Here is a 24,053-nt window from a genome sequence, read left to right as displayed (position 1 = left end):
TCAGCCAATGCGGATCCTCGGGTCCAGGAAGCCGTAGACGATGTCGGCGACCAGGTTGAACAGCACGGTGATGATGGCCGTGACCATCAACCAGCCCATCAGCATGGGCGCGTCGTGCTGCTGGACGGCGTTCACCAGCAGGTTGCCCATCCCACTCCAGCCGAAGACCTGTTCGGTCATGATGGCGCCGCCCAGGACGGCACCGAAGTTCAGCGAGATGAGGGTGGTCACCGGGATGAGCGCGTTGCGGAAGGCGTGCCGGAAGATGACGCGGCCGGGGCGCAGGCCCTTCGCGCGAGCGGTGCGCACGTAGTCGGAACCGAGGGTCTCCAACATGGCGCTGCGCTGGAAGCGGCTGTAGGCCGCGAAGCTGATCAGCATCAGGCTGATGGTCGGCAGCAGATAGGTGCCGGTGTACTGGAAGAACTGCTCGCCGAAGTCGCCCTGGAATCCTCGAGCCGGGGGAATCGTCCGCAGCCAGCGCTCGCCACCCAGGGAGACCAACAGGTCGTTGAACTGAATGCCGTAGGTCTTGAGCAGGATCGCGACGCAGAACAACGGCATCGAGAACATCATGAACGCGACGGTCGTCGCGGCGTAGTCGAAGATCGAGTACTGCTTGACGGCGGTGAAGACGCCGACCGCGATGCCGAGGGTGATGGCCAGCAGTTCAGCACCCAGGACCAGGCGGAACGTGACGCCGAAGGCGCGCATCACCTGGTCGTAGACGTCCACCTGCGCGGACCCGAGCGCGACGCTGGTGCCCCAGTCGCCCTGCACGAAGTTGACGAGCCAGTCCCAGTAACGCACCAGGATCGGCTGGTCAAGGCCGAGTTCTCTTGCCGTGGCGGCGATGACCTCTTCGGAGACGTTCGGGTTCATCCGCATCTCGGCGATGGGATCCCCGGCGGCGGCGACCATGAGATAGGCCAGAAACGAGCCGATCCCCAGAATGGGGATCGAAATCAGGATTCGTCGAATCACATAACGGAACACGGTTTCTTCCTCGGGACTGGGCCGGGATCATCCGGGGTGCCACACGGCACCGAGTACGCCATTGCAGACGGTGAGTGTGCCTGCACCGCCTGCACGGCCCCCGGCCGGGGCCTCACCTGGTGGGCGAGACCCCGGCCGGGGACGCGATGTCAGGGGGAGACCTCCCACTCCCAGACGTTCCACGCAACGCCGTCGGAGCCCTGGTAGGTCACCTTGTCGACGCTCTCGTTGTAGGCCCAGCTGTTCGGGACCGAGAACAGCGGCAGCGAGTAGACGAGGTCGGAGTAGATCTCGTCGGCCTCGACCAGTGCCTGGTCACGAACGTCGTCGTCCAGCTCGGTGTTGACCGAACGGAGCAGCTCGGTCGCCTCCGGGGTCTCCCAGCCCGACCAGTTCTGTCCGCCGCCGTCGGAGTAGATCGAGACCTTGGAGGACTTGAACGGGGTGCCGACCCAGGCGAACAGGGCGACGTCGTAGTCGCCCTCGCTGACGCGCGAGTCCAGGAACTGGTCGTCGTTGTCGTCGGTGATCTCGATGCCCGCGTCCGCACAGTGCGACTGGATCAGGGCGACGGTCTCGTTACGACGGGGGATCGAGGTGTGGCTGATGCTGAAGGAGAGCCGCTCGCCGTCCTGCTCGTAGACGCCGTCGGAGCCCTGGGTCCAGCCCGCCTCTTCGAGGATGGACATGGCGGCCTCAGCGTCGCCGAGGATGACGTCGTCGTAGTGGTCCGCGTAGGCGGACTCCTCGCTGGTGAAGAACAGGCTGCCCAGCGGCTGCGCCTCCGGGTTCACGCCGCGGACCAGCTTGTCGACCAGGTCGTCACGGTCGATGCAGGCGGCGAAGGCCTGGCGGACCGCCTCGTCCTGGAACAGCGGACGGTCCAGGTTGATGTCGAGGTGCTCGAAGGTCAGCCCCTCGGCCGCCTCGTAACGGATGCCCTGGTCGGCCAGCGCACGCAGCTGCTCGGCGACGTTGTTGTCCGCCTGCGGCTGGATGACCTGGACCTGCTGGTCCTGGAGCGCGCTCTGCTGCGCGGACGCGTCGGCGATGGCCTGGAAGCTCACGCTCTCCGGGCCTGCCGGGTTGCCGATCCACTCCGGGTTGCGGACCAGGGTGATCGCGGAGTTCGGGGTGAAGCTCTCGATCATGTACGGGCCGGAGCCGGGGGACAGCTCCTCGGTCCAGCCGTTCCAGCCGTTGTTCCAGAACTCGGCGACGGCCATCTTGTCGTCGAGCGAGGAGTCGTTGTTGATGGAGGTGATGTCCTCGATGCCGCTCTCCTGCTCCAGGATGTGCGCCGGGAGCATCGACACGGCCTCGAACTCGCCACGCCAGTCGGCGTAGGCCTCTTCGAACTCGAGCTGACCGGTGAGGTCGTCCTCACAGGTGAAGGTCGCGTCCTCGGCACCGCTGGTGCTGGCGGGCACGAACAGCGGGTCGCCCGCGTCGTCGAGGATCGTGGCGCTGCGGGAGAGCCAGCTGAGGTAGAAGTCGTCGCAGTCCCAGGCCTCGCCGTCGGACCAGGTCACGCCCTCGCGGATCACGTACTCCACGATCTGCGGGTCTTCCTGGATGACCTCGGCGGACTCCATCACGTCGGCGTTCAACATGATCTGGAGCTGGTCGTCGATCTTGAACGGGGTGGTCAGCACCGACGTCAGGACCAGCGTGTTGTTGAAGTTGTTGCCCGACGCCGCCGAGTTGTTGTACGTGGTGAACGGCGCATCGTGGGTGATCGAGACGGGCCCGCCCGGCTCGACCTCAGGCGCGTTGTAGGTACCGTCGCCGTTGTCGCCCTTCGCACCGGTCTGGCTGCTGTCGTCGAGTCCGGCGCCTCCGCCGCCCCCGTTGTCGCCCCCGCCACTGCAGGCTCCCAGAACAAGAGCCGCACTGACGGACACCGCGATCGCGGCGACCGTCTTCCTTCTCCTCATGGTTCGTGCCCTCCTAGCACTGAATCGCTCCCCGCCACTGGAAGGACGGTCACGACCCGAGACATCAGCGCGCATGGTGTGGTCACCCGCGCACCGTTGGCGGGAACGCTAGGAACTCGGCAGGGTGCCTGCCACCCGTAGACGACCGATCGTGACCAAAAGGTAACTCCGTGATTGCACACGGTATGCGGCCGCTGACCGAACGGGCATGTCCGTTTTTTGAACAATTTTGCCGTCAGGTTACCCGACGGTAGCCCATTGTTCGCCTGAGCGGGAACACCGATCGCGGCCGCGCGGTCAGCTGCCGTCCCGCTGCCATTGGGAGGCACCCGCGAACGGTCCGAGATAGGGGCGCCACGTCTCGGCGCCACTCATCCCGGAACCGAAGACGACCGTGTCGGCGAGCTGGAAGAGCGGCAGGACGACGGCGCTGTCCCAAAGGATCGGCTCCAGCTCCGCGCGGGCCTCTGCCAGCGGAATCCGGCCGGTCAGGGCCGCGTCGAGCACCGAATCGACCTCCTCGTCGCAGAACCCGGCGAGGTTGACGGGCGGCGGCGCATTCGAGTCCTCGATCGGCACCGGGCAGCCCAGCCGGGTCGCCAGCGTGGCGGCCGGATCGGCCCCGAGACCCATCGGCACCACCGCGATGTCCGCCGACGCGGAGCCGGACTCCTCGTCGGCCGTCGACGAATCCTCGTCGGCACCGTCCTGCGACGACACGGTCCCGTCATCCTGCTGCAACATCTCGTCGTACAGCTCCGCTGAGGGGGGTCGAACGACCTCGGCCTCGATTCCGACATCGCGTAGCTGGCGTGCGACGTGCCCGGCGAGGGAGCTGTAGGGCTCCTGATCGGCGGGCGCCGCGACCACCAGCCGAAGCCGTTCGCCGTCGCGCTCCCACCAGCCGTCGGTGACGGCGTATCCCTCGTCGTCGAGCAGATCGTGCAGCCGAGTCGGGTCCCCGGCACCCAGCGTCGAGCCCCTGGGCCGGGTCGGGGTGTAACCGGGCTCCGACGGCGCCAGCACCTGCGAGTTCGCGACCAGGTCGGCCGAGGGTCCGCTGCGCGTGCCGATCGCGATCAGCGCGTCCCGGTCGAGCGCGGCGCCGACCGCCTGACGCAGCTCGTCGTCCGCCAGCACCGGGCTCGCGGGCCGAAGCAGCACCTGAGCCGTCTCGGTGCGCGGCAGGCTGCGTGTCTCCAGCGGCGGCTCCGCCTCGGCCTCGGCGATCATGTTGAGCGCCACCGCGTCCGCGCCGAGCACGGCAAGCTGGTTGTCTCCGCTGGCCAGGGAGTCGGTCAGGCCCGGATGACTGTTTTCCCGCAGGACGAGCCGCAGCACGTCACTCGGCTGCTCCCAGTACCGGTCGTTGCGCTCCAGCACGATCTCGCCCCGCCCCCGGTCGAAGGCCGTCATCGTGAACGGGCCGCCGGAGAGCGGGTATCGCTGCGCCAGTGCCCGCTGCCAGCCGCCGGGGGCGTCCTTGATGAGGTGTGCGGGCAGCAGATGGGTGAACAACGACTGCCATCCCGGATAGGGCTGGTCGAAGATCACCTCCACCGTCTTGCCGCCGTCGCCGGGGATGATGTCCTCGATGAGCCGATAGCCCGCCGCGTCCACCACGCCGGGCTCGGAACGCATCCGCTCCCAGAGATAGACGAAGTCCTCAGCGGCGATCGGAGCGCTGTCGGACCAGGAGGCGTCCGGCCGGATGTCGTATCGCACCGTGAAGGGAGCGGAGTCGACGACCTCGGCGCCGCTCATCAGCGTGGTGTCGAGTCTCGGCAGCCCGTCGGGCCCCGGTCGGAAGACCGAGGGCAGCAGCAGGCTGGCGAGTGCCGTGGTGGGCGTGGAGAGGTCGGCCAGTCGGTGCGGGTTGAAGCCGCCGGAGAAGCTGTCGACCCCGATCACGATCTCACTGGGAATCTCCTCCGAGGGAAGGGCGGACACCTCGGTCGGATCGACCAGCGGGGGCGGCGGCGTGGTGCAGGCGGTGAGCAGCCCGATCAACAGGATCGACGTCAGTCCCGCCCTGCCGGGCGGCCTTCGCCACGACGCGGGCAGGCCGGGCCGCGCCGCCGCTCGGGCCCGGATGGGCAGTGCCGCCCTCGTGGAGCGGACCGACGCCCGTACCGGGCCGAGCGGGAACTCGCCGTGCGGGACGAGTGCGGGTCTGCGGTGCGCGAACAGGGCACGTCCCCGTCGCAGGAGCCAGGCGCGACCCCCGCGAAATCCTGCGGAACGAGCCACCGCGCGAACCTCCTCATCAGAGCCGGGCGGCCTTCACTCCGTCCGGAGCGAGGGCCGCCGCAGGCAACCCCGGCGTGAAACGATGTCGAGGGTGCCAGACCGACGCCGACCGGACCCTCGAAGAGGCCCGGAGTGTTCCAGGACACCGCCGGAGCACTCTGTGAGAGGACGTCCCAGGACGCCGCGCGTTGCTCTGCTCAGGCGTCGCGGGCCTTGCTGCGGGCCCGCTCCCGACCGCGCTGCGTGGAGTCGAGGATCAGCTTGCGCACCCGGATGACCTCCGGAGCGACCTCGACGCACTCGTCCGAGGAGCAGAACTCCAGCGCCTCCTCCAAGCCGAGCTTGCGCGGCCTGGCCAGCCGCTCCAGCTCGTCACCGGAGGAGGAGCGCATGTTGGTGAGCTTCTTCTCGCGCGTGACGTTGATGTCCAGGTCTTCTGCCCTGGGGCTCTCCCCCACGACCATGCCCTCGTAGGCGTCGACGCCGGGCTCGACGAAGAAGGTTCCCCGGTCGGCGAGCTGGATCATCGCGTACGCCGTCACCGCGCCGGTCCGGTCCGAAACCAGGGAGCCGCTGTGCCGGGTGCGCAGCTCGCCGACCCAGCGCTCGTAGCCGTGGAAGACGTGGTTGGCGATGCCGGTCCCGCGCGTCTCGGTGAGGAACTCGGTGCGGAAGCCGATCAGGCCTCGGGCCGGGATCAGGTAGTCGAGCCGCATCCGACCGCTGCCGTGGCCGCCCATCTGCTCCATCTGACCCTTGCGGTTGGCCAGGAGCTGGGTCAGGGCGCCGAGGAACTCCTCGGGGATGTCGATGGTGAGCCGCTCGAACGGCTCGTGCAGCTTGCCGTCGATCATCCGCGTGACGACCTGCGGCTTGCCGACGGTCAGCTCGAAGCCCTCCCGCCGCATCTGCTCGACGAGGATGGCCAGGGCCAGCTCGCCTCGGCCCTGCACCTCCCAGGTGTCCGGCCGCTCGGTGGGCAGCACCCGCACGCTGACATTGCCGACCAGTTCGGAGTCGAGCCTGCTCTTCAGCAGCCGCGCGGTGAGCTTGGTGCCGCCGTTGCGACCGGCCAGCGGCGAGGTGTTCACGCCGATGGTCATCGAGATGGCGGGCTCGTCGACGGTGATCCTGGGCAGCGGCTGCGGGTCCTCCAGGTCGGCGAGGGTGTCGCCGATGGTGATGTCCGGGATGCCCGCGATGGCGACCAGGTCGCCCGCGACGGCCTCTTCGGCGGGAACGCGGTCCAACGCCTTGGCCATCAGCAGCTCGGTGACCTTGACCCGCGACACCGTGTCGTCCTCACGACACCAGGAGACGGTCGCGCCCTTGCGGATGCGTCCCGCGTGCACCCGGCACAGCGCGATCCGGCCGAGGAAGTTCGAGGCGTCCAGGTTGGTGACCAGCGCGCGCAGCGGCGCGTCCGGGTCGCCGGTGGGGGCGGGCACGTGCTCCATGAGCACGTCGAACAGCGGAGTGAGGTCCTCGCTGTCCGGTAGTCCGCCGTCCTCCGGGGCCGTCAGGCTGGCGCGACCGGCGCGAGCCGAGGCGTAGATGACGGGGAGGTCAAGCAGGGCGTCGAGGTCGAGATCGACCTGGTCGAGGTCGCCTGCGAGGTCGAGCAGCAGGTCGTGGGTCTCCTCGACCACCTCGGCGATCCGGGCGTCCGGGCGGTCGACCTTGTTGACGACCAGGACGACGGGCAGTCCGGCGGCCAGCGTCTTGCGCAGCACGAACCGGGTCTGCGGCAGCGGTCCCTCGCTGGCGTCGACGAGGAGGACGACGCCGTCGACCATGGACAGGCCGCGCTCGACCTCGCCGCCGAAGTCGGCGTGGCCGGGGGTGTCGACCACGTTGATGGTCACCGGACCCTGCGGCGTCTCCCGGCGGATCGCCGTGTTCTTCGCGAGGATCGTGATGCCCTTCTCGCGTTCGAGTTCGCCCGAGTCCATGACTCGGTCGACGAGCTCGGCGCGGTCGGAGAAGGCACCCGACTGACGCAGCATCGCGTCGACCAGCGTGGTCTTGCCGTGGTCGACGTGGGCCACGATGGCGATGTTACGAAGATCGGTCCTGGTCAGCTCGGCGGTGGCGACGCTGGAGGCGGGCACGCGGAAGCTCCTGATGAATTGCTGGGGGTGGAGAAGGGCTGTGAGTCTCGACGACTCGGCTGTGAGTCGCTGCTGACTCGCTAGATGGTTCTGCGGCCGCCGGCGATGCGCACTCGCGGCCTAGCACAGACTACCGCGCCCAGGCGACCGGCCCGCTGCCTGCTTGGTCACGCCGCCGCGAAATCCGCCGGTCACCGCCGCCGGACGGGCCGCGCCCCGGACGGCGGACCCCCGGCTCGCCTGCCGCGCTCCGACCGCTCCCAGCCGGGTCGCGGCGTGGTTCCTCAGCGCGGAATTCCCTCCTTCGTGCGACGTCGTGCGGCACGCTCGGTGAGCAGTCGCCCCAGGTCGGGCAGGACGTCCAGGTCGGCGGGCAGCCAGTCGACCTCGCCGAGCCGGTCGGCGGGCAGCCACCGAAGCTCCCGGTGCTCGCGGGCCTCCGGTTCCGCAGCCTCGGGACGGGCGGCGGCACCCCCGGCGCCATCGTCCGGCGGGCGGGAGCCTGCGGGCGGGCGGGCCGCGGCGAGGTCACCGGGTTCGGACTGTACCGGGTCGGCGGCGACGGGGGTCGAGCCCGCAGGCCCCTGGCCGCCGTCGCCCGGCCCGGCCGGTCCTGGCACGACCACGCCGGGGCCGTCCGAGCCTGCTCCGTCGTACTTCGCCCGGTCCGGTGCGGGAGCCTGCCCCTTCTCGAGCTGGGCGAGGTAGATCCGCAGCACCCGCCCGTCCCGCAGCGGCAGGTCGGGGCCGATCCGGGCGCCCACCCGAACCCGCACGCCCAGTTCTTCCCGGCATTCCCGTTTCACGGCGTCCTGTTCCGTCTCCCCCGACTCGACCGAGCCGCCCGGCAGCTCCCAGCGCCCGGCCAGCGAGGACGGCTTCGCCCGCTGCGCGGCCAGCACCGTCGCGCCCCGCAGCACCGCGGCGCCGACGACCACCTCGGCGTCCCGCAGGCGCCCGGCGACCGCCCGGACCGAAGTCTCCCTGGCGGCGAACAGGCGCAGGATCATTCGACGGGCCGCGACGGCGTCGAGCAGCCCGTCCAGCGCTCCACCGGTCCAGGACCAGCGCAGCGACTCGGTGAGCAGCGTGCCCGCCCCGGTCACCGCGAGGGTGATCCGATGGTCGAGCTGCCACCGCGACCCGGGCACCGCCTCGGCCCGCAGCTCGGTCGGCCGCACCGTGGTCAGCCTGGTCCGCACCGGCACGCGGGCCCCCAGCCAGGTGGGGACGTCGAAGCTCAGCAGGTCGCCCTCACCCAGCAGGGCACGCCCGCCCGCCGTCTCGATGCGCACCCCGGCGGCCTCGGTGCGTGCCGCCTCGAGATTCATCCGCAGGGCGGCGGCGACGGTGGGCGGCTCGGCCTCGATCAGCGTGGAGGTTCGCAGCAACGGCACCCCGCGATCCTTACACCACCGCCGCGCCTCGGATGGGGGCGCCCGGCCCGGTACGCCTGCCCGCCCCCTGGCCGCCACCGTGCCGTGGCGCACGGCGAGGACCCGAGTGCGGCCGGGATGGCTCCCAGGCGGGCACAGGCCCGTGCCGTGGGGCTCAGCCGTGCGTGTTGGTGCTGCTGGGCCGACGGGCCAACGTAGCGCGGGACGTAGGCCGCGTCGGGTCCATCCCCGCGTGTGCGGGGCCGATCGCCGCGCCAGCGTCTCGCGCTGCCGCGTGAGCGGTCCATCCCCGCGTGCGGGGCCGATTCCTCGGAAGTGGCGGGCGCGGCAGGCGTGGCCGGTCCATCCCCGCGTGTGCGGGGCCGATGCCGTTCGCGGCGTCGGTGTCGAGATGGGCCGGGGTCCATCCCCGCGTGTGCGGGGCCGATGGCGAGCTGTTCGGCCGGGCCGGGCTGCCGGGCGGTCCATCCCCGCGTGTGCGGGGCCGATACTTGCTGACGTGCAGGTTCGTCAGACGCGGAAGTCATTCTCTACCACGTGATCCACGTCACTTGATCGCAGAGTCTCGCGCCGTCCCGGCGACCGCGACGGCGCTCCCCCTGCCCGCTCGATACGGGCGCCCGGCTCATCAGATGGCCGTGGGCCAGGTCACCTGGAAGCGGGCGCCGCCCTCTGGCGCGGTGTGCACCGAGGCCGATCCGCCGCGTCTGCTCACGGCCTCGGACACCAGCGCCAGGCCGAGGCCCGTCCCGCCGGTCTCCCGCGCCCGGTCGCCCTCCAGGCGGTAGAAGCGATCGAACACCTGGCTGCGGTGCTCGGCCTCGATGCCCGGCCCGTCGTCGTCCACCAGCAGCCTGCCGAAGCGCCCGAAGGGCAGGACGGTCACCCGGACCAGCAGCCTGGCATGGCGCACCGCGTTGGCCACCAGGTTCTCCAGCACTCGATCGACCTCGACCGGATCGGCGAGCACCGACACCGCAACCGGGGCATACAGCACCACCCGGACCCGGCCGCCACGATGGCGGTCGGTGACCCGGCGGGCGATCTGCGGCAGCGCGACGGCACGGGTCTCTCGGACGTCGCCCGCGTCGGAGCGCGCCAGGGCGAGCAGGTCCTCGACGAGCATGGTCAGGCGTTCCGTCTCTCGGACGACCTCTTCGAGCACCTCCATGGAGTGCTGCGGATCGGGATGCAGCACCGCCACCTCGGCCTGCGCCCGGATCGACGTGACGGGCGAGCGCAGCTCGTGGGCGGCGTCCCCGGTGAAGCGCCGAAGCCTGCCCACCGCCTCGTCGCGCCGGGCCAGCAGGTCGTTGAAGGAGTCGGCGAGCGCGCTCAGCTCGTCGCGCGTGTTCGGCACCGGCAGTCGGGCGCCGGTCGGCAGGCCGACGGAGGCGTTGCGCATCCGACGGACCGAGCGCAGCGAGCCTCGGACCGACAAGACCGTGACGACGGCGACCGCCGCCACGGCCAGCACGGCACTCACCGAGACCAGGATCAGCCCGGATCGCAGCATCGCGGCGAAGCCGACGAGGTCGGTGGCCGCCAGCACCAGGCGCGGCGTGCCGTCGGGGGTGGGCACCACGTTGCCCGTCCACCGTCGGGCGGGGTCATAAGTGCTGTTGAGGACGAGTTCGCCGCTGCGCAGCCGTTCCAGCTCAGCTGCGGAGAGCTGCGGGGCGGGCTGTCCGTCGACCGGGGTGCCCGCCGTGTCCAGGACGCGGATGCTCGTGACGCTGTTCGGCTGTTCGGGGGAAAGTCCCTCGCCGACCCGACTCGACGCGGCGAGCAGGGCCTGTTGGAGATCGGGATCGACCGACCGCACGACCACCTGGCCGATCACCGCCGTGCTGCCCACGACGATCAACGCCAGGAACAGCGCGGTCACCGAGCTGGTGATCATCGTGATTCGGGCGGGCAGGGAGCGTCGACGCCACCAGCCGCGCAGCGGGGACACCCTCATCGGCCGCGCGGGGTGCCACCGCGCTCCGGTCGGGCGGCGCCGGGCGACGAGTCTGGTTCGTCGGCGAGGTAGCCGTGCCCGCGCACGGTGCGGACCACCTCCTGCGCACCGACGGCCTGGAGCTTGCGTCGCAGGTAGCCGACGTAGACCTCGACGACGTTGCGGGTGACCGCCTCCGAGTCGCCCCACACCTCCTGAAGCAGCTCGTCCTTGGTGACGACCGAGCCCACCCGTCGCAGCAGCACCGTGAGCACCTCGTACTCCCGAGGACTCAACGAGACCTCGCTGTCCTGCCAGCTGACCCGCCGGGTCGCGGTGTCGAGCCGCAGGTGACTGACGCTGATCACCGTCTCCTCCGTCCGCGTGCCCGCCCGCCGTAACACCGCGCGGAGCTGGGCGAGCAGGACCAGGAAGGAGAAGGGCTTCACCACGTACCCGTCGGCACCGAGGTCGAGTCCGTCCGCCTGGTCCACCTCGCCGTCCTTGGCCGAGACGAGGATGACGGGCGTCGCGATCCCGGCGGCGCGGAGCCGCTCGAGCACCCGATAGCCGGAGAGGCCCGGCAGCATGATGTCCAGCAGCACCGCGTCGAACGAACCCGTCTGGGCCAGCCGGAGCGCCTGCGGGCCGGTGCCTGCGGTGACGATGTCCATCCCCTCCGCGCCGAGGCCTCGCTCCAGTGCCCGGCGAACACCGGGTTCGTCATCGGCTACGAGCACACGTGGTTGCACGTCTCTCAGAATGCACCCTCGGGCAGGCGCGGCCGTGCTCCTCTCAGCTCATCCTCAGCGAAGGATCTCCGGTCCGCCGAGGCCCGGTCCCGGCGGCGGTGCCGCTGTGCCGGGCGGACTCGACTGCTGAGAACGGCCGGCTCCGATACCTGGAGACGACGGCATCGATCGACGTCACGAGGCGGCGAGGTGATCCAGTTCCCTCAGCGGACTCTCAGCACGACACTCATCACATAAGACCTGCACTGACCTGCGGTGATACCGTCGTTCTGGTCGCCGTCGCATCTCGACGGCCGCCGGTGGACTGCTCGTCTCAGCGCCTTCTCAGGCAGCGCCGTCCAGGCTGATGGCACCACGACGACAGCGTCGAGGACAGCTCAGGAGGAACTGATGCAGAAACGGAAGATGACTGCAGGAGCGGCCGCGACCGGCGTGCTGGCCGGGACGGCCGGTCTGTTCTGGCTGGCGATGCCCGCAGGCGCCGACCAGGCACCCTCGCTCCCCGAGATCTCGCCCGAGGCATTGGTCGAGTCGATGCTCACCGCCGAGACCCCGGCGTTCGCCGGCACGGTGGCCCTGGAGAACAACCTGGGGCTGCCCTCGGTGGGTGGGCTGGCAGGCGGGGCCATGGACGGGCTCGAGTCGCTCTCCGGCACTCAGGCGCAGATCGCCAGCGACGGCGGCGAGCGCTTCCGGATGATCATGGGCACCGGCAGGGGGACGACGACGACGGTCCACGACGGCGAGACCCTCTGGGAATGGAACGCCGACCAGCAGACGGTCGTGAAGAGCTCCATGACGTCCGAGTCGTCGGAGGGCATGGCGGGCGTGCCCGATCCGGAGGGCCACCAGGTCGTGCCGGAGGACCCGACGGCCGTGGCGCGCTCCGCCGTGGAGCAGCTGCGCGAGATCAGCAGCGTCACCGTCGACGGCACCGCCTCGGTCGCTGGCCGCGACGCCTATGAGCTGGCGCTGGCCCCGAGCCCCGAGGAGCGCACGCTGCTGCGCGAGGTGCGGGTGGCGGTCGACTCGGAGACGCGGGTGCCGCTGCGGGTCACCGTGCTGGGCAACGGATCGGACGACTCGGTCCTGGAGCTCGGCTTCACCGACGTCGAGTTCGGCGAGCAGGACCCCGAGGACTTCACCTTCCAGCCGCCCGAGGGCGCCACAGTGCAGGACCTCGATGAGCTCGAGCCGCACTCGGACGACCCGGCCGAGCTCGACGCCGTCGAGGAGTCCGACCCCGCAGCCACCGACCCCGCAGACACCGGGGCCGCGACCGAGTGGGAGGTCTTCGGCGACGGTTGGGACTCCGTCCTGGTGTTCCAGCTCGATCAGGCCGAGGGCGCGGCAGGCCAGGACATCGACTTCGAGCAGCTGCCCGAGGGCCTCAGCGAGCCGGTCAGCGGCGAGTGGGGCGAGGGTCAGCTCTTCAGCACCGCAGTGATCACCGCGATCGTCACCGACGACGGTCGGATCGCCGCCGGTGCCGTTCCCGCGCAGGTGCTCACCGAGGCGCTTGAGGAGACCCGGTGACGTCCTCGGACCTCTCGGTGGAGTCGGCTTCGGCCGGCTCCACCCCCGCGCCGACCGACCACGCCGAGGGCACCCGGTGGGCGGCCCGCACCCGAGGCCTGCGCAAGACCTACGGCCGCACGGTGGCGGTCGATCGGGTCGACCTGGACGTCCCGGCGGGTTCGGTGCTGGGCATGTTGGGTCCGAACGGCTCGGGCAAGACGACGACCATCCGGATGCTGCTCGGCCTGATCCGCCCCACCGAGGGCACCGTCGAACTGTTCGGTCACGCGATGCCCGAGGAGACTGGTCAGGTTCTCCCGACGGTCGGGGCGATGGTCGAGGGTCCCGGCTTCCACTCGCACCTCTCCGGGCGGGACAACCTGCGCCGAGCTGCGGCGGCGGAGCCGCTGATCGAGACGCGGCACACGCGGCAGGCGGTCACGGAGGCCATCGAGCGGGTCGGGCTCACCGATGCGGCCGATCGGGCCTACCGGGGTTACTCGCTCGGGATGAAGCAGCGGCTGGGGCTCGCGGCGGCGCTGCTGGTGCCGCGCAGCCTGGTCGTGCTCGACGAACCCACCAACGGGCTCGACCCGGCGGGCACCCGGGAGATCCGACAGGTGATCGCCGAACTGCACCAGGCAGGCACCACCGTGATCGTCTCCTCGCACCTGCTCGCCGAGATCGAGGCGACCTGCACGCACGTCGCCGTCCTCAATCGCGGTGTTCTGGTGGCGCAGGGCGGCCTGGACGAGCTGCTGGCCGCGAGCACCGCGACACTGCTCGTGACGACACCCGACGCCGAGCACGGCGTCGAGACTCTGCGTGCCGCAGGCATCCCCGCCCGCAGCGAGGGCGACGGGCTGCGCGCCGAACTCATCGACGTCACCGCCCCCGTCGTGATCGCGACGCTGGCGCGGGCCGACATCGCGATCTACGAGGCGCGTCCCCACCGCACCGGGCTGGAGGACTTCTTCGCCCTGGTCACGGAATCGGACAGCGAGGAGCCGACCGGATGAGTGCCACCGGGACAATTCGACCACTGACCAGCGCGCTCCCCGTCGCGACAGGTCGCGCCGCCGCGCCCTTCGGCAGGCTGCTCGCCGCCGAGCTGCGTCTGATGCTCCGCAGGCCGCGCACGCTGGTCGCACTCGGCCTGCTCGCACTGATCCCGGTGCTAATGGGCGTGGCGACGGTTCTGTCGCGCAACGAGCCCGGCGGCGACTTCCTGATGGAGGCGGTGAGCGGCAGCGGCGCGCTGCTCAGCGTGATGGCGCTGACCATGTCGCTCGCGCTGCTGCTACCACTGCTGATCAGCGTGATCGCGGCGGACAGCTTCGCGGGCGAGGCCGCTGCGGGCACCCTGCGGGGGCTGCTGCTGGCACCGGTGAGCCGGGGCAGGCTGGTCCTGGTCAAGACGATCAGCCTCTTCGTCTTCAGCGCGCTGTCAGTGGCTGTGGTCGTCGTGGTCGGCCTGATCGTGGGCATCCTGCTTCTAGGCGGGGACGCGATGATCACCGATTCCGGCGCCACGGTCGGTCTCGGGGAATCGCTGCTGCGGATCGCGCTGATCGCAGGCTGGGCGACGATCCAGGTCTTCGCGGTGGGCGCCATCGCGCTGGCCGTGTCCTCGGCGACCGAACGACCGATCGTCGTGACGGCCAGCGTGATGGGCGGGTTCATCGGTTTCCAGCTCGTCACCGGGTTTCCGTCGTTGGAGTGGTTGCATCCGGCGGTCCTCACCCATCGCTGGATGCCTGCACAGCTCACGGTCATCGAAGATCCGATGGATTTCACAGACCTGACCACGAGTCTCTGGCGGGCAGGCTGCTACATCCTGATCGGCCTCTCGCTGACGGTGTGGCGAATGAACTCCAAGGACTACTGAGAGGCCGAATCGAGCGAGCCCCGTCGGGGACGGGCGTGTGCTGTGCCCGCAGATCGTCCGGGGGACCTGCGGGCAACTCCGGCTGTGGTTCTTCGTGATCGGGCAGCCACGCCGGGGTTCGGCGACCGGTCGTCGGGGGTCGGTCGCCGAGGCAGGCGGGAATCCGGGCAGACAAGAGACGGAGGCGTTCACAGGGGGATCCCGGCTGCGGTCGTTCCCGCGCATCGACGCACAATTCACCTTCTCGGTGAAAGATCCGAAGATGCGCGGCGCTGAGGGAGCACCAGGCATGGCACCCACGAATACCGACATCCTGATCTCCGGCGCGGGTATCGCAGGGCCGGTCCTGGCCTGCATGCTGAGACGGCACGGATTCAATCCGACCGTCGTCGACCGGATGCCCGCACCGGGAGTTCCGGGCGTCGAGGCAGACATCTACGGCCCCGCCGTCGACGTCCTCCACGACCTCGGTGTACTCGGCTCGGTGTGGCAGGCGCGCACCGCGATCAAGACGATCTCCCACCTCGGTCCGAAGGGCCGTGCGATCGATGTCGATATCACGGCCATCACGGGTGGCAGCTCCGATCGACACATCGAGATCATGCGGGACGACCTGGTCGAGATCCTGCATCGACGATCCACACCAGACGTCGAGCACCTCTTCGACGACTCGATCCAACACCTCGAAGAACACTCCGACGGGGTTCACGTCACCTTCGACCGCAGCGACCCACGCGAGTTCCACCTGGTCATCGGCGCCGACGGACTGCACTCCAAGGTGCGGGAGCTGGCTTTCGGCGCGAGCGCCCGGCACGAACGCCATCTCGGCGCGTATCAATGCGTCATCAGGCATCTGGACGAATCGCGCGCGGTCGACCGTCTCTCGATGCAGCACTCGCCCGGCCGTTCCGTCATCGGATATCCCCGCGACGATTCCGGTCGAGCACTGACGGTGGCCGTCTTCCTGGCAGACGAGCAGCCGGAGTCGGACCTCCGAGACCCCGCTGACCAGCGACGGCTGATCCACGCCGCCTTCGCCGATGCGGACGAGGAGACAGCCAAGGTGCTCGATCATCGTGCGGGCGCCGAAGCGTTCCGCTTCGGCGCCGTCAGTCAGGTGCGGATGGACACCTGGTCGCGCGGGCGGACGACCCTGGTCGGCGACGCGGGCTACGCGACCGGCGGCGCCGTCAGCTGCGGGGCGACGCTGGCGATCATGGGGGCGCACGTCCTGGCAGGCGAGCTGGCCGCTGCGGACGGCGATCACCGACTGGGCTTCGCCCGATACGAGCAGGAGATGCGCGACGTCGTCGGCAGGTGGCAGGAGATCGGCCCGGCGCTGTTGCACAGCCAACTCGGACCTGGTCGATTCGGGCGTTGGGTGCTGCGGCAGAGATTTCGTCTCCTGGCGCTAGCACCCACCGGACTACGCAGCCGACTCCTCACCGCAGCACCTACCGAACTGCTCCGGCTGTTCGGGCAGGTGAAGGAGTACGCGGTGCGGATCTCCACCTAGGAGACGCGGTCGCCGCTGAAGGATCGGGCCATCGGGCAGCGACCCTCGCGGATCTCTCGACGTTCATGGGCGTTCGCTGTGTCCCCGATCAGGTCTCGCGACTACGACCCCCATCGCAGGCGCACCGCCCACGGTCGTACCCGCTGACGGAGCCGACGACCCCACGCACCCTAAGAGCCTGTTCTTGATCCCCGCTTTCCTGTTGCGCGGGGCCAGCGCGGCGATCTGCGGCGTTGTCGTCAGTCAACATAACTCCGTTATGTCTCCTTCCTCCGCCTTGCAGCTCATCCACGCTGATCCCCGCTCACGACGGAGGGGGATCAAAAACAGGCTCTAAGACCCCTCCACCTCGCCCTCGCCGGGAGTCCTCGGCGGAACGGGCTCGGCGAGCAGGTCGTTCATCGTGTCGCGGAGGCGGCGGAGGAAGCCGTCGAACTCGTCGAGCTGCTCGGGCGGGTACTGGGCGACCAGGCTGTCGAGCCTGCTGCTCAGGGCGGCGAAGAACTCGCGGGCGGGTCCCTCGATGCGTGAGCTGCTGCGCAGGGTCACGATGCGCCGGTCGGCGTGTTCCCTGGTGCGGACGATGTGGCCGAGCCGCTCCAGGCGGTTGAGCAGGTTCGTCGTGGCGCCCGAGGTCAGCGCGAGCCGCTCGCCGACCTGGCTCGGCGACAACGGCGTGCCCTTGTCCTCGGCGTAGAGGATCTCGACGAGTGCGGTGGCGTCGGTCGAGTGCAGCCCCAGCCAGGTGGCGAATCGGCCGGTGAACTCCGTGTAGTTGGCGCCGAAGGCCCGCAGCCCGTCCATGAGCCGGGCGGAGTGCGCGCCGACGTCCTCCGGCCGTGGTCCCGCTGTCATCCGCCGTTCCGCCTCCCGTTTTGCCGCCGTCCACACCCGACTGCGCGCGTTGACAATCTACCGTCCTCGGATTTACCTTCATGGTGAAGTTACTTCATGGCGAAGGGGAAATATGACCGCCCAGCACCCGCCGATGCATCGTTGGCTCGGCTTGATCGCGGTCACTCTCGGGGTGGCGTTGATCGTGGTCGACACCACGATCGTCACGGTGATCGTCCCGTCGATCATCGACGACCTCGGCATCGGCTCGAGCGACGTCCAGTGGATCCAGGAGTCCTATGTCATCGTCTTCGCCGCGCTGTTGCTGCTGGTCGGCCGCATCGCGGACCTGGTGGGCGCCCGGCGGGTCTTCCTCGTCGGCGTCACGGCGTTCAGCGCGGCGAGTGTGCTCGCGGCACTCGCACCCGGGGGCGAGGCGCTGCTGACGGCGCGAGTCCTTCAGGGCACGGCGGCGTCACTGATCCTGCCGACGTCGCTGGCGTTGATGAACGCCGCCTTCACCGGTCGGGACCGAGGGCGGGCCTTCGCAGTGTGGGGATCGACGATCGGAGCGGCCGCGGCGCTCGGTCCGCTGCTGGGCGGCCTTCTCGCCGAGATCTCCTGGCGATGGGCGTTCGGCATCAACATCCCGCTCGGGGTGCTGATCGTGCTCGGCGTCCGCGCGTTCCTTCCGCCGTCACCGCGCAGCCGGGGTCGCATCGACGTCCCCGGCGCAGTGCTGTCGATCATCGGGCTCGGCCTGTTGGCCTTCGCCCTCGTCGAGGGTCGCGTCTACGGCTGGTTCACCACCGTCACACCGTTGACGGTCGCGGGGCTGACCTGGGATCGCGGGCCGTCCCCGGTCCTGGTGGCGCTGCTGACGGCGACGGCGGCCCTGGTCCTCTTCGTGCGGCGGCAGCTCGCCCTCGGCCGGGCAGGCACCCGACAGCCGCTGATGGACGCACGGCTGTTCTCGATCAGCTCGTTTCGCAACGGCAGCATCGCCGCGCTGATCATCAGCATGGGCGAGTTCGGGATCGTGGCGGTGCTGCCGCTGTGGCTTCAGTTCACCCTCGACTACAGCGCGCTCCAGGCAGGCCTAGCCCTCCTGCCGCTGGCCGTGGGGAGTCTCGTGGCCAGCGGTGCTGCGTTCGGGATGTCCGCCGTCTCACCGCTGGGGCTCGTCCGTCTCGGGCTGGCCCTGGAGATCGCGGGGCTCGCCGTGTTGGGCTGGACGGCCGCCACCGACAGCTCGTGGTGGGTGATCGCGGCATCGCTGTTCGTCTACGGCGTCGGCGTCGGCTTCGCCACCGCCCAGGTCACCAACGTCGTCCTCGCCGACGTGCCCGCCCGCAGCGCCAACCAGGGCTCCGCCGTGTCGAGCGCCGCGCGCGAGCTGGGCTCCGCCCTCGGCATCGCGGCGCTGACCACCGCGTTCTTCAGCACCCTCAGCGGCGACCTACACCGTCGCCTGACCGCCGCCGGGACACCGCCCGGCGAGTCCGATCAGTTCGCCGCCCAGGTCACCGACAGCGCGGGTGCGGTGATCGCGCGCCTGGCCGCCGACCCGGACACTGTCGCGGTCGCCCAGGCCGCCGACGCGGCGATGTCCCGGGGCGTCTCCGTAGTCAGCCACCTCGCCGTCGGTCTGCTCGTACTCGGTCTGGTGGCCACCACGCTCATCCCCGCCGCGACCATGCCGAGGCCGAGGGAGGCCGGCCGGCCCGCCGACCGAGCCCGGTCCTGATCTCGCCCGTCACCTCGTCTCGACGAGACCGCTGCACCCGACCCCGCATCGCCCCGAGGGAGAGACACCATGACCGCCGTCCCGGATCGCGACCACATCGCACCGTTCACTCCGACCACGCGCAGCATCACCGCGCCCGACCCGGTGCGCACCGCGTTGCGCCAGGCCGGGCCGATCGTCCAGGTCACCGCCCCCGCAGGCGGCCCGGCGTGGATCGTGACCGAGGAGGCCCTGGCCAGGGAAGTCTGTGCTCATCCCCAGATCGTCAAGGACCCCGCGATGGCACCCCTGTACTGGGATCGAATGACCGCCGGGCTCGAGCAGACCGCCGCAGAGCAGCCCTCCCTCACCACCCTGGACGGTCCCGAGCACGCTCGGCTGCGCCGCGCCCACGCTCCGCTCTTCAGCGCCCGCAGGATCGGCGAACAGTCCCCCCGGATTCACGCCATCGCCAGACAGCTGCTCACCGGGATCGCCGCGCACGGCGCGGTGGTCGATCTGATGGCGGACTTCACCATCCGCTATCCCCTCACCGTCCTGCTCGACCTGCTCGGCATCCCGCTCGATCGCCTCGACGAGGCCATCGACGCCTGCCGACGGATGCTCGACGACGAGCCGGACGCGCAGCAGGAGGCCATCGCGGCGATCGCCGGTCTCGCCGCCGCCGGACTCCAGGACGGTGGGAGGGGCCTCGCCGCCGAACTGCGCGATCGAATGCCTGCGGGCACGACGCCGCAGGAGCTGCACTACCACCTGTTCGGGTTGATCTTCGCCGGTCAGCTCACCACCGACGCCTCCATCGGCTTCCTGATCGCGCGACTGCTCGGCGAGCGCGACGACCCCGGCGCCGGGGGGAACGAGAACGTCCTAGCCTCGGGGCCGGGCTCCGTCGACGAGCTGGTCCGCGAGACGCTGCGGCGGAACCCGCCTGCGCCGTTCACCCTCTGGAGGTTCACCACGACGGAGATCGAACTCGCGGGTGTGCGCCTGCCCGCCAGGGCACCCGTGCTCATCGACATCCAGGGCATCGACACCGCTCCGGCTCGCTCCCCCGGCCCGGACCTCACCTTCGGTGCGGGCGCCCACTTCTGCATCGGGGCGCAGCTCGCGCTGCTCGAACTGCGCGCGGTGGCCACGGTGCTTCGCCAGGACTTCCCTCGGGCCCGGCTCACCGTCCCGCACGGCGGACTCCGGCAGTCGGGCCTGGGCGGGATTCAGGGAAACCGACTCGTCGTCCTCCCGGTCGTGCTGACCGGCTGAGCGGCCGTCGGGATGGGTTGCGTCAGACCTCATCGGACGGCCGATCTGAATCAGCCTGCCCTCGTGCATCACGGCAACTCGATCGGCCAAGATGAGGGCACCATCGTGGTCGTGCGTCACCGCCAGCGTGGTGGTGCACGTGGTACGCAGCGAGTCCACCGGGTCGATCGGCGAGGCTCGGCGCTGGGCTGCGGATCGGTGGCTACGATCGGCAGTCATGGCAGCGATCGCCGAGCGCGACTTCGCATGGTGTCCGAAGCCGGTTCCAGGCGGATTGCCGGTGGCACAGGTCTACGGTTGGCTGCTGGACGATGTGGGCCGAGTGCTGGTGCAGGAAACCGGGGACGGATTTAATCTGCCCGGCGGTTCCCCCGAGCTTGCCGATGCGGACCCGGTGGCCACGCTCGTGCGCGAGGCACTGGAAGAATCCCAGGTCACGGTGGTCGATGTGGTCTTCCTCGGCTATGAACAGGTGCAGCGCAACGGCCACTGGCGTGCATTGGTGCGTGCCGTCGGCCGGATCGGCGAGTTCCGTCCACGTCACCCCGATCCTGATGGTGGTCGGTTGTTCGGCCGGTTGATGACCTCGCTAGACACGGCACCCGGTCTGTTGAGGTGGGGCCGGTCGGGACAAGCACAGGCACAGGCAGCAGCGCGGATCGCCGCGCACTGGTGGGGACTCCCGGTCTACTACCCGACCGCGCCCGCGTCCTACGTGGACTGACTGACGGACGTGGTGAGCCACGGTGCGACCTGTCCGAGGAAGATCCGGACGGCCTGCGGGTGGTCATGGTGTGCCGCAGCGAATTGACGGCCCCGATCACGCATCCGGTCGCGGCCGGCCGGAGTGAGCGCAAGCCCACGCCGGATGGCGGCGGCCAGGCTTACTGGATTGTTCGGTGCGGCGGAGAATCCGGTGCGTCCGTCGACGACTTGCTCGGCCAACCCTCCAGCGGTGGTGGCTATGACCGGAGCGGCTCCGGCGGCATAGGACTCCAGAGGCACACACGGCCGAAGGGTTCAGCGCGCGAAGGCACCACCACTGCGGCGAGGGCCGGGTGAACGAGCATGCAGCGGATGTCGGGATCGAACCGGGTGAGCAGGGTGACGTCCAGACACCGCCGGGCGATGGTGCGGGCGAGCTGGTGTTGGTAGTCGCCGGGTTCGGGATGGTCGGTGACCGCAGCGAGCACCAGGTGTGGGACTGCGGTGCCTTGTGCGCGCAGAACGGTGAGTGCGTCGAGAAGGTCATCGAATCCCTTGTAAGGCACGGCGCGGCCCATCGAGAACAAGAATCCGGCCGACGCCGGTTCCGGAAGATCAGCGGGCAGGCTGAGCTGCCAGTCCGAGGGGCTGAGCCCATCCGGCAGTCCGCGAAGCGCGTGGTCGGGGATGTGGTATTCGCGCCCGAGGTGGGTATGCATGAACTGGGAGATCGTGGCAATGGTGCTGCCGTGTTCGGCTGCGGTGAGCAACCCGTAGGACTCCCAGGCGATGCGCTCGCGATCGGTCGGGGCGTGGATGCGGGCGGTGGAACGCGGCACCAGCACCAGGTTCGGAAGCGTCTCCGGCGCAAGCAGCGGCGGGATCCCTAGGAACGGGGCGTCCAACGCCAGGATGAGCACGGGGTCGGCAGTCGGCAGGACGTGGCGGGTGCTGCCACCGCCTTGGCGGCCGAGAACCACCTGGTGATCGGCGAATACACCACCACGACCGGTGCCGTTGTGCCGATCGAGGCGCACCCGCCCGTCGACGACGACGACGGTCACCAGGCCAACTGGCTGCGCAAACACCATCAGGTCCAGACTGCCCGCTGCCACAGCCCGGTGTTCTGCGATCGGGACTGGCTCTCCGCGCTGGCCTACGCCTACACCGCTGCGGACCCCGACCTGCTGGAACGTCGCTCCTACTGGGCCCACGTCTCCGGTCGTCTGCGATTCCTCGGGCAGGACAACGTTCGGGAGTGGGCGAGCGAGCGTGCTGGTCATACGAACTCCGTTCTCAGGTGACACCAGGCGGATTCAGGCTGGTGGCAGTCACTGACGGGACAGCGCCGGGCTGGGCGTCAATGCCATCCGCCCGTTTCAGGAGCCTCTACCGCGGGAGCGGTCAGTCGCGAGCTCGGAGTGCTGGCCGTGACCGGTCGGTACCTGGTCGAAGGCATTGACCACCTCAGCTGCACGCGGCAACGATTTCCACCAGATCGTCGAAGCCGCGTCTGGCGAGGTGACCCGCAAGATCGAACTGATCACGGTTGTTCACCTCCTGTCCTCGGGAGACCGCCCCCATGTGAACCAATCAAGCTGGGGCCTTCTGACCATGCAGGACTAGTCCTAGTTCGCGCGAGAGGCGCACGTGTTTGGCTTCGCTGGGCTCGCGGTGACCGGTCAGGCCGATCGGTTTGCCCGATAGGTGTCTGCATTCACCGTGGCTGCTCGCTACCGTGAAGCCGCAGCCAGCACCAGTGGAGGCCGTGATGAACGTCCTGCCCGCCGACGAGCCGATCGATCCGAGTCTGTGGGAGCGCCCGCAGATCCGAACCGCTTTGGCCCGCCACGACATCAGCACTGTCTATCGCCTGCTCGGCGGTGCCGGAATCGCGCAACGCCGCATCGCCCAACTCACCGGGCAAAGCCAATCCGACGTTTCCGAGATCGCAGGCGGCAGGCAGGTTCAGGCGTACGACCTTCTCGTCCGGATCGCCGAAGGCTTCGGCATCCCTCGCGGATACATGGGCCTGGCGTATACCGACGCTGTGACCCGTCTGTTGGCAGCATCGACAGCAGCGGTGATCGAGAAGGACGATGACCCGATGGAACGCAGGACATTCCTCGGTGTGGTCAGCAAACTCGTCGTCGGTGCCACACTGACGACGGCCGAAGTCGATCTACTCACCGTGTCCCCGGAACTGACCCCCGCGCCCCGGCGGGTCGGAGCCACCGAGGTCACCCAGCTCAAGGCTCTTACGAGCGCACTGCGCACCTACGACGCCTCACATGGCGGCGGATCATGCCGCGATGCCGTCTTGGCGCAGATGCAGTGGGCTGAATCGCTGCTGTCAGCAGCCGCTTCCGATCGTGTCCGGCCCGCGCTGCTTTCCGCCGTAGCCGATCTGAAGACGTTGGCAGGCTGGACCGCGCACGACCTCGGGCTCGCTCACGAGGCACGTGGCTACCTCGCACAGGCCGTCTGACATACCCGCGACGCCGACAACCACGCCCACACCGCCATCGTCCTGCACCATCTCGGCCGTGTGCCACTGGACAACGGCGACCCCGCCGAAGCGCTGAAGCTGTTCCAACTCGGCCAGATCGCCGCACAGGATTCCAGTTCCGCCGCCGCGCTCGCGCTCCTGCACGCCGACGCCGGACTCGCTTACGCCCACCTCGCCGATCAACGCCAAGCTCTTGCCGCGCTCCGGCGGGCCGAAGACGAGTACGCCCATGTCGATGCCGATGACAATCCCGAGTTCGTCAGCTTCTTCGATCGAGGGGCGCTGGACACCAACGTCGCTCGCGTCCTCAGTGCGCTCGGCCGCACCAACTCGAAACACCGCCACGACGCCATCATCCGCCTCGACCAGGCGCTCACCGAGGCACCAGCCAGCCGGGTGCGACAGCGCGCGTTCAACCTGGCCTGGCTGGCCACCTGCACTCTCGCCGAGGGCGACCTGCCCAACGGAACCCGGATCGGCGCCGATGCACTCGATGTGGTCCGCGATCTGCGCTCGACCCGCATCCTCGATCACCTCGAGCCCCTTCACGTGCAAGCGCGCCGACATTCCACCAGCGACACCGACCAGCTTGCCCATGAGATCGGACTCCTGCGTAGCGCGGCGTGAGGTGACCTCAAAGACTCGTCGTAGTGGAGACCTCCATCAGGCGCTGTATCTCGGGAACAGGGCT

General features: G+C 69.7%; 20 protein-coding genes. 10 read left to right on the top strand and 10 right to left on the bottom strand.

The window, feature by feature from the left end:
• From UA74_RS04410 to UA74_RS04380, 7 genes are all read right to left on the bottom strand, one after another.
• Positions 1 to 996: an ABC transporter permease gene (locus tag UA74_RS04410; RefSeq protein WP_075739129.1), complete on the bottom strand. Its 996-nt coding sequence runs from the start codon at positions 994 to 996 to the stop codon at positions 1 to 3.
• 149 nt (positions 997 to 1,145) lie between these two features.
• Positions 1,146 to 2,933 (bottom strand): ABC transporter family substrate-binding protein, encoded by a 1,788-nt coding sequence (locus tag UA74_RS04405; protein ID WP_075739127.1) that lies wholly within the window; start codon positions 2,931 to 2,933, stop codon positions 1,146 to 1,148.
• A 297-nt stretch (positions 2,934 to 3,230) separates the two neighbouring features.
• Positions 3,231 to 5,183, bottom strand: a complete 1,953-nt coding sequence (locus tag UA74_RS04400) for an ABC transporter family substrate-binding protein (RefSeq protein WP_232237627.1) — start codon at positions 5,181 to 5,183, stop codon at positions 3,231 to 3,233.
• 197 nt (positions 5,184 to 5,380) lie between these two features.
• Complete coding sequence (gene typA, locus UA74_RS04395; protein WP_075739125.1) at positions 5,381 to 7,294, bottom strand: translational GTPase TypA; 1,914 nt, start codon at positions 7,292 to 7,294, stop codon at positions 5,381 to 5,383.
• A 284-nt stretch (positions 7,295 to 7,578) separates the two neighbouring features.
• Positions 7,579 to 8,691 (bottom strand): NUDIX domain-containing protein, encoded by a 1,113-nt coding sequence (locus UA74_RS33310; protein ID WP_075763843.1) that lies wholly within the window; start codon positions 8,689 to 8,691, stop codon positions 7,579 to 7,581.
• A gap of 628 nt (positions 8,692 to 9,319) precedes the next feature.
• On the bottom strand, positions 9,320 to 10,654 hold the full coding sequence (locus UA74_RS04385; RefSeq protein ID WP_075739121.1) for a sensor histidine kinase: 1,335 nt from the start codon (positions 10,652 to 10,654) through the stop codon (positions 9,320 to 9,322).
• Positions 10,651 to 11,385, bottom strand: coding sequence for a response regulator transcription factor (locus UA74_RS04380; RefSeq protein WP_075739119.1), 735 nt, complete (start codon positions 11,383 to 11,385; stop codon positions 10,651 to 10,653). The genes UA74_RS04385 and UA74_RS04380 overlap by 4 nt, the downstream gene beginning before the upstream one ends.
• A gap of 390 nt (positions 11,386 to 11,775) precedes the next feature.
• Between UA74_RS04380 and UA74_RS04375 the strand changes: the two genes are divergently transcribed.
• From UA74_RS04375 to UA74_RS04360, 4 genes are all read left to right on the top strand, one after another.
• Positions 11,776 to 12,921, top strand: a complete 1,146-nt coding sequence (locus UA74_RS04375) for a LolA family protein (protein ID WP_075739117.1) — start codon at positions 11,776 to 11,778, stop codon at positions 12,919 to 12,921.
• Positions 12,918 to 13,922 (top strand): ABC transporter ATP-binding protein, encoded by a 1,005-nt coding sequence (locus UA74_RS04370; RefSeq protein ID WP_075763841.1) that lies wholly within the window; start codon positions 12,918 to 12,920, stop codon positions 13,920 to 13,922. Before UA74_RS04375 ends, UA74_RS04370 begins: the two co-directional genes overlap by 4 nt.
• Complete coding sequence (locus tag UA74_RS04365) at positions 13,919 to 14,791, top strand: ABC transporter permease subunit (protein ID WP_083682914.1); 873 nt, start codon at positions 13,919 to 13,921, stop codon at positions 14,789 to 14,791. The genes UA74_RS04370 and UA74_RS04365 overlap by 4 nt, the downstream gene beginning before the upstream one ends.
• A 289-nt stretch (positions 14,792 to 15,080) precedes the next feature.
• Positions 15,081 to 16,307, top strand: a complete 1,227-nt coding sequence (locus UA74_RS04360; RefSeq protein ID WP_075765948.1) for an FAD-dependent monooxygenase — start codon at positions 15,081 to 15,083, stop codon at positions 16,305 to 16,307.
• A 333-nt stretch (positions 16,308 to 16,640) separates the two neighbouring features.
• On the opposite strand, the gene UA74_RS04355 is transcribed toward UA74_RS04360, so the two are convergent.
• On the bottom strand, positions 16,641 to 17,162 hold the full coding sequence (locus tag UA74_RS04355; RefSeq protein WP_075739113.1) for a MarR family winged helix-turn-helix transcriptional regulator: 522 nt from the start codon (positions 17,160 to 17,162) through the stop codon (positions 16,641 to 16,643).
• A gap of 112 nt (positions 17,163 to 17,274) precedes the next feature.
• On the opposite strand from UA74_RS04355, the gene UA74_RS04350 reads away from it, so the two are divergent.
• The 3 genes from UA74_RS04350 to UA74_RS04340 all read left to right on the top strand — a co-directional run bounded on the left by UA74_RS04350 (position 17,275) and on the right by UA74_RS04340 (position 20,872).
• Positions 17,275 to 18,888 carry a DHA2 family efflux MFS transporter permease subunit gene (locus UA74_RS04350; protein ID WP_198042920.1) on the top strand — a complete coding sequence of 538 codons (1,614 nt, stop codon included), beginning with the start codon at positions 17,275 to 17,277 and terminating at the stop codon, positions 18,886 to 18,888.
• 69 nt (positions 18,889 to 18,957) lie between these two features.
• Positions 18,958 to 20,148, top strand: coding sequence for a cytochrome P450 family protein (locus UA74_RS04345; protein WP_075763839.1), 1,191 nt, complete (start codon positions 18,958 to 18,960; stop codon positions 20,146 to 20,148).
• A 280-nt stretch (positions 20,149 to 20,428) separates the two neighbouring features.
• Positions 20,429 to 20,872 carry an NUDIX domain-containing protein gene (locus tag UA74_RS04340; RefSeq protein ID WP_198042919.1) on the top strand — a complete coding sequence of 148 codons (444 nt, stop codon included), beginning with the start codon at positions 20,429 to 20,431 and terminating at the stop codon, positions 20,870 to 20,872.
• On the opposite strand, the gene UA74_RS33305 is transcribed toward UA74_RS04340, so the two are convergent.
• Both UA74_RS33305 and UA74_RS33300 read right to left on the bottom strand, forming a co-directional pair.
• Entirely contained in the window at positions 20,860 to 21,153 is a 294-nt protein-coding gene (locus UA74_RS33305; RefSeq protein WP_075763837.1) for a glycosyltransferase, read from the bottom strand. The genes UA74_RS04340 and UA74_RS33305 overlap by 13 nt on opposite strands.
• Positions 21,111 to 21,773, bottom strand: a complete 663-nt coding sequence (locus tag UA74_RS33300) for a glycosyltransferase (protein ID WP_075763835.1) — start codon at positions 21,771 to 21,773, stop codon at positions 21,111 to 21,113. Before UA74_RS33300 ends, UA74_RS33305 begins: the two co-directional genes overlap by 43 nt.
• Positions 21,774 to 21,794: 21 nt before the next feature.
• On the opposite strand from UA74_RS33300, the gene UA74_RS33295 reads away from it, so the two are divergent.
• The 3 genes from UA74_RS33295 (at position 21,795) to UA74_RS30555 (ending at position 23,989) form a co-directional block, all read left to right on the top strand.
• Positions 21,795 to 22,157: a hypothetical protein gene (locus UA74_RS33295; protein WP_075763833.1), complete on the top strand. Its 363-nt coding sequence runs from the start codon at positions 21,795 to 21,797 to the stop codon at positions 22,155 to 22,157.
• Between the two features lie 467 nt (positions 22,158 to 22,624).
• A complete protein-coding gene (locus UA74_RS30560) occupies positions 22,625 to 23,341 on the top strand; it encodes a helix-turn-helix domain-containing protein (protein WP_157442151.1) in 717 nt (238 codons plus the stop codon).
• Positions 23,342 to 23,401: 60 nt separating this feature from the next.
• Positions 23,402 to 23,989 (top strand): hypothetical protein, encoded by a 588-nt coding sequence (locus tag UA74_RS30555; protein WP_083682910.1) that lies wholly within the window; start codon positions 23,402 to 23,404, stop codon positions 23,987 to 23,989.
• The last annotated feature ends 64 nt before the right edge of the window (positions 23,990 to 24,053 follow it).

This window comes from Actinoalloteichus fjordicus, from assembly GCF_001941625.1.
GTDB lineage: Bacteria > Actinomycetota > Actinomycetes > Mycobacteriales > Pseudonocardiaceae > Actinoalloteichus_A > Actinoalloteichus_A fjordicus.
Note: the sequence above shows the minus strand (reverse complement) of the source record. Positions and strands in the feature narration are given on the sequence as shown.

Bases quoted from the DNA above. Each gene is read 5' to 3' on its own strand.
- UA74_RS30560 (WP_157442151.1), top strand. From the start codon at position 22,625: ATGAACGTCCTGCCCGCCGACGAGCCGATCGATCCGAGTCTGTGGGAG.
- UA74_RS04375 (WP_075739117.1), top strand. From the start codon at position 11,776: ATGCAGAAACGGAAGATGACTGCAGGAGCGGCCGCGACCGGCGTGCTG.
- UA74_RS04355 (WP_075739113.1), bottom strand. From the start codon at position 17,162: ATGACAGCGGGACCACGGCCGGAGGACGTCGGCGCGCACTCCGCCCGG.
- UA74_RS04350 (WP_198042920.1), top strand. From the start codon at position 17,275: ATGACCGCCCAGCACCCGCCGATGCATCGTTGGCTCGGCTTGATCGCG.
- UA74_RS04385 (WP_075739121.1), bottom strand. From the start codon at position 10,654: ATGAGGGTGTCCCCGCTGCGCGGCTGGTGGCGTCGACGCTCCCTGCCC.
- UA74_RS04405 (WP_075739127.1), bottom strand. From the start codon at position 2,933: ATGAGGAGAAGGAAGACGGTCGCCGCGATCGCGGTGTCCGTCAGTGCG.
- UA74_RS04345 (WP_075763839.1), top strand. From the start codon at position 18,958: ATGACCGCCGTCCCGGATCGCGACCACATCGCACCGTTCACTCCGACC.
- UA74_RS04365 (WP_083682914.1), top strand. From the start codon at position 13,919: ATGAGTGCCACCGGGACAATTCGACCACTGACCAGCGCGCTCCCCGTC.
- UA74_RS04360 (WP_075765948.1), top strand. From the start codon at position 15,081: ATGGCACCCACGAATACCGACATCCTGATCTCCGGCGCGGGTATCGCA.